Below are 10,281 nucleotides of genomic sequence, written 5' to 3' on the forward strand. Positions count from 1 at the left end.
CTCCCACTTACCCTCCCTGTCTCTTACACCTCCCCCCCCCCCCCCCCCCCCCCCTAGCCCGGTTCAGCTCGCCGGGTTGAACTGCACCCAGTTGAGGTAGACCAGGTTGCTGTCGGGACCACCGTCCACCGTCCGGAACACCAGGTAGAGCTGGTGTGTCCCGGCCGGGTGGTCGATCGCGACGTCGTGACTGGTCCAGTCACGCGATCCGGAGGTGGCGTTCAGCGTGGTGCTGGCCACCAACGGTCCGTCCGGCGCGTCGACCCGCACCTCGACGATCGCCCGAGGGTCACCCACGGTCGACGAGGAGCCTCGGCTGTGCCGCAGGGTCAGCGACTCGATCCCGTCGAGGTTGATCGGATCGAAGGCGATGTAGTCGTCGCCGTCGATGCTGGACACGTGCAGGCCGCCGCCGGTGTCGGTGGTGTTGGAGGTTTCGACGCCCTGCTTGATCTGGGCGTACTCGGCCTGCTGCTGGTAGACCTGGATAGTGGCCTGGCCGACTGTGGTCAGCGCCGGCTGGCCGCCGCCGCCCAGGTCGGTGTAGCGGGCGCTGATGCCGCCGAACAGGTAGCTACCAGCGTGGTCGGCACCGTCGGCCGGGGTCGGCAAGGTACCGGTGCAGCCGGTGGTGCTGGTCTGCGGGTGACCGTGCTCGTCGTGGCCGAGGACGAAGGTGACCTCCACCCGGTCACAGTCGATGGTGCCGTCCTCGGGGTCGGTGACGGTCACCGCGTACGGCACCGTGTCGCCCCAGTTGAAGAAGGAACCGGACACCGGGAGGGTGACCTCGACCGTCGGAGCGGTGTTACCGACCGTGATGGTACGGCTGAGCGTCGCCTGCTTACCCGTGGAGTCGGTCACCGTCAGCTGGGCGTAGTAGACGCCGTTGCTGGTGTAGGTGAACGACGGGTTGGCCTCGGTGGAGTCGGTGGTGCCGTCTCCGTCGAAGTCCCAGGCGATGCTGATCGTCTCGCCGACCTCGGGGCTGAACGAACCCTCACTGGAGAACTGCACGTTCAGCGGCGCCTGCCCGGACGTCGGGCTGACGTCGAGCTCGGCGACCGGACCGCGGGTGCCCTTGACGTACCGGATCTGGTACAGCGAGGCATCCGGGTTGGCCCGGAAGAAGCCGTCACCGTAGTCCAGCACGTACAGGGTGCCGTCCGGGCCGATCTCCATGTCCATCGGGTTGTCGAAGGTGAAGCCGGGTAGGAACGCCTCGACACCGAAGAACTTGCCGCTGCCGTTGGTCCGCATGTTGAACATCCGGTCCCGGCTGAACTCGCCGAAGAACACCGTGTCGTGGTAGTACGCCGGCAGCTTGTACTCCGACTCCAGCGAATCGTCGTACTTGTAGATCGGGCCGCCCATCGGACCGACGCCACCGGTGCCGATCACCGGCCACTGGAAGTCGCAGGTGCCGGCCGGGTCGACCAGGTAGGCGTCCCGGCAGGTGGTGGTGGCGTTGAAGGTGTACCAGAACTGCGGCTGCTCCACCGGTGGCAGCAGACTCAGACCGGTGTTGCGCGGCGAGTCGTTGATCGGTGCGGCGCAGTTGAACGGCTCGCCTGAGGTCTCCGTCTCGAAGTCGTAGTCGACGTACGGCAGGGTCGGCGAGTAGCAGTACGGCCAGCCGTAGTTACCTGCGGTCTTGGTCGCGAACCACCGGCCGGTGCCCTCCGGGCCCCGCTGCGGGTCCGGGTTGCGCGAGTCCGGCGAGTAGTCACCGATGTAAACGAAGCCACGGTCGTCGACGTCGAACCGGAAGGGGTTGCGCAGGCCCATCAGGAAGATCTCCGGACGGGTCTTGTCATCGACGTCCTGCGACTCCCGGAACAGGTTGCCGGCCGGGATGCTGTAGCTACCGTCGTCCTTGACGCGGATCCGCAGCACCTTGCCCCGCAGATCGTTGGTGTTGGCCGAGGAGCGCGCGGCATCATAGGCCGGACCCCGAGTGGCCGACCGGTTGATCGGGGTGTAGCCGTCCGAGCCACTGGCGTTGGTGTCGTCGCCGGTGACGAGGTAGAGCAGGCCCCGACCGTCGAACTTGACCTCGCCGGCCACGTGGCAGCACGCCCCGCGGTCGACGTCAACCTTGATGATTTCCTGCTCGGTCGACATGTCCAGGTGCGGGGTCGGCTCTTCGACGAACTTGACCCGGGAGAGCAGGTTGTAGCCCTTGAACGGCTCCCAGACGCTCGGGTCGTCACTGTTGGCCGGTGCGTCGCCCTCGTTGACCCCCGGGGTGGCCGGGTCGTCCACCGGAGTGTCCAGCGGTGGCGCGTAGTAGAGGTAGACCCACTTGTTCTCCGCGAAGTTGGGGTCCAGGGTCACCGACTGCAGGCCGTCCTCGTCGTGCTGGTAGACGTCGAGGTTGTTGATGACCGGGCTGGCCCCGGTCGCCGGGTCGTACAGGCGGATCTCCCCGGCGCGGGTGTTGTGCAGCACCCGCCCGTCGGGCAGCACCGCGAGTGTCATCGGCTCACCGGGCTGGTCGTTGAGCACGACCCGCTCGTAGTTCGACTCGACGGTCGCGCCACAGTCGCCCTCGGCGATGCCCGCAGCCCATTCGATGCCACCGAGCAGGTGCTTGCGGACCGCCCCGATGGTGAAGGTGTCCGCCGACGCGCCGAGACCGGTGTACCAGGACCGGCCGCCCTGGTAGTCCTGGCACCAGGAGATCGGGTGGTCGGCACCCATGCTGCTGCCGTCCAGCGACGTCGGGTCGACGCTGGCCAGCACGTGCTGCACACCCCGGACGTTGCCGGTGTAGTTGAGGTACTCGTCCTCGACGATCACTTCGCGGGGCATCTTCGCCGTGGACGGGTGGTAGCGGTCAGCGACGTCGATGACACCGGCACCGTTGGCGGTGGTGCCGGTCGAGGTGGTGCCTACCAGGCCACGGTAGAAGGCCCAGTCCGGCTCGGCGTCCACCGCGAGGTGCACGCCGAGGTACCCGCCACCGGCCTTGATGTAGTCCTCGAACGCTTCCTGCTGCGCGTCGTCGAGCACGTCACCGGTGTTGTTGATGAACACCACTGCCGCGTAGTTGGCGAGGTTCTCACTGGTGAAGCTGGTCCCGTTGCGGGACACGTCGATAGTGAAGCCGTTGTTCTTGCCGAGGGTACGGATGGCGTTGACACCCTTGGCGGTCGACGGCTGGGCCGCCTCCTCGCTGTGGGTGTAGACCAGCACCTGGTAGTCGTCGTGGTGCTCGTGGCCGTCGTGGGCTACCGCTGGCGCGGTGGTGATCATGGGTGCGGCGAGTGCCGCACCCGCGGCGACGGCAAGCCATCGCCGGGCGGATCTACTCATCAGTCGTTCCTCCGGGGGTTCGGGAGGCTCATGCCTCACCGTGGGCACTGATTCCGTTGTGGACGGACAGTGACGGTTGGTGCCTCACCCCTGGCGCGGTGCCACGTCCGCCAGAGTCTTCTGGTACGCCCTGCTGGCCGTCCGGCGTGACCGGGGAATCCCGATCCGGTCACGCCGGACGAGCCGTCCTCGTACCCGCGGATCACCCGGCGCGGGGCGCAACCGCGCCGGGCGACCCTCGCCCACGGGACGAGGAGTCTCGGTTTCCAGACCTCTCGACGAAGGTCGAGCCGATCAGGCCGGTGCCGTGGTATTCGCCGGATCCACGGTGACCCATTCGCCGAGCCCGGCCGACTCCTCCACCGCGGCCAGCGCCTGCTGGACCTGGAGTGCGTCGTCGAAGGACGGTGTCGGATCGTCTCCGGCCGCCAGCGCCGCGACGAAGTCACGGGCCTGGTGGGTGAAGGAGTGCTCGTACCCGATGCCGTGGCCGGGCGGCCACCAGGCAGACAGGTACGGGTGCTCCGGTTCGGTCACGATGATGCGGGTGAAGCCCTGCTCGGCCGCGGGCCGGGTGGCGTCGAAGAACTCCAGTTCGTTCATCCGCTCGAAGTCGAACGCGACCGACCCGAGCGAGCCGTTGATCTCGATCCGCAACCCGTTCTTGCGTCCGGCGGCGAAGCGGGTCGCCTCGTAGCTGGCCACCGCCCCGCCGTCGAGCCGGGCCATGAACAGCGCGGCGTCGTCGACGGTGACCTCGCCGGTGGCCGGTTCGGCGTCGTCTGCGGACCCGCCGCCGGCCGAAGCGGAAAGCCCGCTGGAACCGGCTGGCAGTGGCCGCCGCTTGACGAACGTCTCGGTCAGCCCGCTCACCCGGGCGATCCGTTGGCCCGTGACGAACTGGGTGGCGTCGATGATGTGCGCACCGATGTCACCCAGCGCCCCGGAACCCGCCTTGTCCTTCTGCAACCGCCAGACCAACGGGAAGTCCGGATCGAGGATCCAGTCCTGCAGGTACACCGCCCGCACGTGCCGGATCGTTCCGATCCGGCCGTCGGCGACGAGTTGACGCATCAACGTCACCGCCGGCACCCGCCGGTAGTTGAATCCGCACATCGACCGGACGCCGCCGGCCCGGGCGACCCGAGCCGCGTCGGCCATTTGCTGCGCCTCGGCCACCGTGTTGGCCAGTGGCTTCTCGCACAGCACGTGCTTGCCGGCGGCGAGTGCCGCGATGGCGATCTCGGCGTGGCTGTCACCCGGCGTACAGATGTCGACCACGTCGATGTCGTCCCGGGCGATCAGCGCCCGCCAGTCGGTGGTGTACGACTCCCAGCCGAGTTGGTCGGCGGCCTCGGCCACCTTGGACTCGTCCCGGCCGCACACTGCGGTCATCCGGACCCACGCCGGCAGGTCGTAGACCCGGTTCACGGTTCGCCAGGCCTGCGAGTGCGCGGCGCCCATGAACGCGTAGCCGATCATGCCGACCCGCAGTTCGTTGTGTTCAGCGGACAAGGTAAGCCTCCCCGTTGCAGGTCAGAACCCGAGCGGCAGGTACTCGCTCGCGTTCTCCTTGGTGATGGTCTCCGAGGCCAGGATGATCTCCTTGGGCACCTGCAGCTCGACCAGGTCGGACATGCCCCGGCCCTGTGCGATCAGGCGGGCGAGCGAGATCGCCGAGGAGGCCATCGACGGGCTGTAGGTGACGGTCGCCTTCAGCACGCTGTCGTCGGCCTGGATCGCCTCCATCGCCGCCCGCGAACCGGCACCGCCGACCATGATGAACTCCGACCGGTTGGCCTGGCTGATCGCAGCCAGTACCCCGATGCCCTGGTCGTCGTCGTGGTTCCAGATGGCGTCGATCTCCGGCAGGGCCTGCAGCAGGTTGGCCGCCTCGCGCTGGCCGGAGTCGGCGGTGAACTCGGCCGCCCGCCGGTTGGCGACGGTGAAGCCGTGCACCTCGAGGGCGTCCTTGAAACCGGCGGACCGCTCCTGGGTCAGCTCCAGCGCGTCGATCCCGGCGATCTCGGCGATCACCGGGTTGGCGATGCCCTTCTCCTGCATCTGGGCGGCGATGTAGTTGCCCGCCGACACGCCCATGCCGTAGTTGTCGCCCTTGATCTGGGTGCGGTAGGCGAGCGCCTGGGTGAACGCCCGGTCCAGGTTGACCACCGGGATGCCGGCCTCCATGGCCTGCAGGCCACTCGCGGTCAGCTCGGCTCCGTCGTGCGGCAGCATCACGATGACGTCCGGGCTCTGCGAGATCAGCGTGTCCAGCGCGGCCCGTTGAGCGGCGGCGTCGGCGCCCGCCTCGACGGTGAGGAACTCCACGTCCGAGTACGCCTCGGCCTGGGCCCGGGCGTTGTTGGTGATCGCCGCGAGCCAGCCGTGGTCGGCCGCCGGGGCGGAGAAGCCGATGGTGACGGTCTCACCGGGCTCGGAGTTGGGGTTGCCCTGGTTGGCGGCCTGCGTCTGGGTGTTGGTCGGGGCGGCCTCGTTGCTGGTGCACGCGCTCAGCAGTACACCGGCACCTACTGCGGCACCACCGGCGAGCAGCCGACGGCGGGACATGTCACTGGCGGCGGCGCCGCGCGCGCCGAACAGTGTCCGACGGGAGAAAGCGGTCATGACGACCTCCTGGATCGCAATGGCGGGGAGTTATCGGGGTGTGCGGGGCCTGGCGACCGTCGGAGTCGACGGCCACCGGGCGGTGGATGGGTGTGTCAGGTGGAGCCTCAGGCGGTTCTTCGGTTGAAGAGCTGACTGAGGGAGTTGAACCGGAACTGCTGGATGAGAACGGCCACCACGATGATCCCGCCCTTGATCATGTTCTGGGATTCGGTGGAGAGTCCGTTGATGGCGAACAGGTTGGTGATGGTGGAGAAGACCAGCACCCCGAACAGGGCGCCGATGATGGTGCCGCGGCCGCCGGTGAGCAGCGTGCCGCCGATGATCGCCGCAGCGATCGCGTCGAGCTCGTACAGGTTGGCCATGGCGGCCTGGGCCGAGTTGGCCTGCGCGGTCAGCATGATCGCGCCGATACCGCAGCACAGCCCGGACAGGCCGTAGATGAGTAGGGTGTGCCACCGGACGTTGATGCCGGCGAGCCGGGCCGCTTCGGCGTTGCCGCCGATCGCAACGGTGCGTCGGCCGAAGGTGGTGCGGTTGAGCAGCACCCAGCCGGCGGCGACCACCGCGGCGAGGATGATCACCAGCAGCGGGATTCCGAGGATCCGTTGGGTGGCCATCCCGTTGATCACCGACGAGGTGGAGACCTGGGTCTGCTTGCCGGAGATGAGCGCGGCCAGCCCTCGCGCGGCCACCATCATCGCCAGGGTGGCAATGAACGGCACCAGCCGGCCGTACGAGATCAGCACTCCGTTGACCAGTCCGACGCACATCCCGACCACGACAGCGGTGAAGATCATGCCGCCGGGGCCGAAACTCTGGGTCGCCACCGTGGTGGCCCATACCCCGGCCAGCGCCATGATCGCGCCGACCGACAGGTCGATGCCGCCGGCGATGATCACGAATGTCATGCCGACGGTGACCACGCCGATCGCGGAGGCCTGCTGCAGGATGGTGAAGATGTTGTTGCGGACCCAGGTCGGGTCACTGTATAGGTCGGGCCGGGTGGCGGCGCCGATGATGACCAGAATCACGAGGACGCCGACCAGCCACAGGTTGCGTCGGGCGTACTCGCTGGCGTCGGAACGCCACCAGCTCTGCCGGGGTGGTTCGTCCGCGCCGTGCGCCGGCGGCGCTGCCGGCTTCTCCTTACCGGGTACGGTCGCCGTGGCCTCTTCCGCGGTCACAGTCCTACTCCTTCGTTTACCGGCTGGCCGCTGGCCAACTGGTCGGGTCGCCCGGTCACGCCGCGGCACTTTCCTTCGCCGACCCCGACATGACGAGGTCGAGCACGGTCTCCTCATCGATCTCACCGGCCGGGGCCTGGTGGACGACGCGTCCTTCCCGCATCACCAGCACCCGGTCGGCCAGCCCCAGTACCTCCGGCACCTCGCTGGAGACCAGCAGGACGCCCACGCCCTGCGCGGCGAGGTCGTGGATCACCTGGTACAGCTCGGCCCGGGCACCGACGTCGACGCCCCGGGTCGGCTCGTCGAGCAGCAGCAGCCGGGTGTCACCGAGCAGCCACCGGCCGACCACCACCTTCTGCTGGTTGCCGCCGGAGAGCTGGCGCACCGGACGGTGCACGCCCCGGGGACGCAGTTCCAGCGAGCCGGCCACCCGTTCAGCGGCGCTGACCTCCCGGCCGGCGTCGGTGAACCCGACCCGGGCGAGGCGACCGAAGGTGGCCAACGTGATGTTCCGGAAGATCGGTTCGCCCAGCAGTAGTGCCTGGCTCTTGCGTTCCTCCGGTGCCATGCCCATGCCGGCCCGCACCGCGGCACCGACGCTGCCGGCCCGTACCGGTTTGCCGGCCATCGTGACCTTGCCGGTGTCGGCGGTCCGGGCTCCGAAGATCGTCTCCAGCAGTTCCGAACGACCGGCACCGACCAGGCCGGCGATGCCGACGATCTCCCCCCGCGCGACGGTCAGTGAGACGTCGCTGAACTCCCTCGCACGGCTGAGCCGGGACACCTCCAGCAACTGCTCCCCGTGTGGGTTCGGCTCCCGCTGTGGGAACACGTACTCGATGGACCGGCCGGTCATCCGGCTGACCAGTTCCTTGGTCGGGGTGGTCTGCGCCGACAGGTTCTGCGCGGTGGTCCGGCCGTCCTTGAGTACGGTGACCCGGTCACCGATCTCGCGGATCTCCTCCAGCCGGTGTGAGATGTAGATGACCGCGATGCCCTGAGCGGTCAGTTCGCGAATGATCCGGAACAAGTTCTCGACCTCGTCGTGGGCGAGCACCGCGCTCGGCTCGTCCATGATGATCAGCTTGGCCTGGTGGGACAGTGCCCGGGCCATGCTGACCACCTGCTTGCCGGCCGCCGGAAGCGATCGGACCAGCCCGCGGGGTCGGATCTCGGCGTGGCCGAGTCGGCCCAGGATGTCGCGGGTGCGCCGGGCCATCGCCGACCGACGGACGAAGCCTGCGGTCCGCGGCTCGTGGCCGAGGAAGGCATTCTCCGCCACGGAGAGGTCGTCGACCAGGTCGAGTTCCTGGTAGATGGTGGCGATGCCGGCCCGCATCGCGGCCTGCGGATTGGCGAACCGGACCGGTCGGCCCTGCCATTCGACCCGCCCCGCGTCGGGGCGGTGCACGCCGGCCAGCACCTTGATCAGGGTCGACTTGCCGGCCCCGTTCTGGCCGAGCAGGCAGTGCACCTCCCCGGCACGCACCTCGAGCTGCACCCCGTCCAGGGCGCGTACCCCGGGAAAGGTCTTCACGACGTCGGTCAGCCGCAGCACCACGTCGCCGCCGGCGGCCACGGCCGGGGTGCCGCCGGGCTCGTCAACCGGCGCGGCGCCGGTGGCCTCGGGGGCGCTCACGACGCCTGCTCGAAGGCGACGTCGCTGGCCAGCACGGAGGCGCCGGTCACGCCGGCCCGCGAACCCAGCTCGGACAGCACGACCGGCAGGTTGCCGGTGGCCAGCGGCAGTGACCGCCGGTAGACCACGCTGCGGATCTCGGCCAGCAGGATGTGCCCGAGGTGGGCCAGACCACCGCCGATCACGATCATCGACGGGTTGGCGAAGCTGACCAGACCGGCGAGGACGCCGCCGAGCCGCCGGCCGCCGTCGCGGATCAGCCGGATGCAGGTGACGTCACCTTCCATGGCGCACTCGGCGACGTCGCGCGCGGTGAGCTCGGCCCGCTGGGTGAGCCGCTCGGCCAGTGCCGGAGAGGTGCCGGCCCGGGCGGCGGCGGCCGCCTCCTTGGCCAGCGCCGCACCGCTGAACAGCGCCTCCAGGCATCCGGCGTTGCCGCAGGAGCACATCGGACCGTGCGAGTCGACCTGGATGTGGCCGATGTCGCCGGCGCAGCCGTCGATCCCCCGGTAGACCTGGCCCGCGAGGTAGATGCCGCAGCCGACGCCGGTGCCGAGCTTGACGAACAGGAAGTCGTCGACCGAGTGGGCCACGCCGCCGTGCCGTTCCCCGATGGCCATGATGTTCACGTCGTTGTCCACCACCGCCGGGCAGCCGTGCTCCCGGGCGAGCAGTTCACGGACCGGGAACCGGTCCCAGCCCGGCATGATCGGCGGGGAGACCGGCACTCCGTCGCGGTAGCTGACCGGCCCGGGCACCCCGATGCCGATACCGTCGAGGCGCTCGTGCACCCCTTCGACCCGGGCCTTGGCGAGCAGCTCGTTGATCCGGTGCAGGATGACCTTCGGCCCCTGCCGGATGTCGGCGGGTTCGGTGTACGCGGCCACCGGCTCCAGCCGGCCGTTGGTGATCTCCACGTCGACCGAGCTGGCGCCCAGGTCGATCGCGGCGAACCGCAGGTCCGGGTTGAGCTCGACCAGGGTCGAGCGGCGGCCGCCCCGTGAGGCGGCCATCCCTGCTTCGGTCACGAAGCCGGAGGCGACCAGCCGCTCCAACTCGGACAGCAGGCGAGGGCGGGGAATCTCCAGCTGGTCTGCGAGCTCGGCCCGAGAGACCGGTCCACTGTCCCGCAACAGTCGCAGCAGCTGGAGGTGCAGAGGATCCGCCGTACGCATGGGGTCCACCTCCGACCGTGAGTTAACACCGAGGCGACCTCGGCGTGTCGTGACCGAAACACTAAGAGTCTTCTCAGTCTCGTGTCCAGAGTTTCGGTCTGCTGAAGCAAAACTTTTTCTGATCGTGACAGAAGTTGGTGAAACGTGCTCGAACCGGGGTTGACCTGGCCCGATGTATCTGGTTCAGGGCACGAGGGATCGACGGATCGGCCCCCGCTCAACGAGTGCGGAACCCGGACACGCGGAACCGGGGGGGGGGGGGGGGGGGGGGGGGGGGGGGGGAGGCAGAGGGAGGAAGGGGAGGGGGGGGGGGGGGGAGGGGGGGGGGGAG

6 protein-coding genes are annotated in these 10,281 nt (G+C 69.0%); all 6 read right to left on the reverse strand.

All coding sequences use genetic code 11. From position 1 onward, the window contains the following. Nucleotides 1-63 precede the first annotated feature (63 nt). Complete coding sequence (locus ACXAHD_RS29240; protein ID WP_281550951.1) at nucleotides 64-3,318, reverse strand: ThuA domain-containing protein; 3,255 nt, start codon at nucleotides 3,316-3,318, stop codon at nucleotides 64-66. Nucleotides 3,319-3,612: 294 nt separating this feature from the next. Further along, nucleotides 3,613-4,800, reverse strand: coding sequence for a Gfo/Idh/MocA family protein (locus ACXAHD_RS29245; protein ID WP_475054651.1), 1,188 nt, complete (start codon nucleotides 4,798-4,800; stop codon nucleotides 3,613-3,615). Between the two features lie 54 nt (nucleotides 4,801-4,854). Beyond that, the gene (locus ACXAHD_RS29250; RefSeq protein ID WP_281550953.1) at nucleotides 4,855-5,946 is read right to left on the reverse strand and encodes a substrate-binding domain-containing protein; all 1,092 of its coding nucleotides are present in this window, start codon (nucleotides 5,944-5,946) and stop codon (nucleotides 4,855-4,857) included. Between the two features lie 107 nt (nucleotides 5,947-6,053). After that, entirely contained in the window at nucleotides 6,054-7,133 is a 1,080-nt protein-coding gene (locus ACXAHD_RS29255) for an ABC transporter permease (RefSeq protein ID WP_123602930.1), read from the reverse strand. 55 nt (nucleotides 7,134-7,188) lie between these two features. Then, complete coding sequence (locus tag ACXAHD_RS29260; RefSeq protein WP_475054654.1) at nucleotides 7,189-8,697, reverse strand: sugar ABC transporter ATP-binding protein; 1,509 nt, start codon at nucleotides 8,695-8,697, stop codon at nucleotides 7,189-7,191. Between the two features lie 74 nt (nucleotides 8,698-8,771). Continuing rightward, entirely contained in the window at nucleotides 8,772-9,950 is a 1,179-nt protein-coding gene (locus tag ACXAHD_RS29265; RefSeq protein ID WP_281550954.1) for an ROK family protein, read from the reverse strand. Nucleotides 9,951-10,281 lie beyond the last annotated feature (331 nt).

It is taken from the genome of Micromonospora sp. ABR4_055, assembly GCF_056160425.1.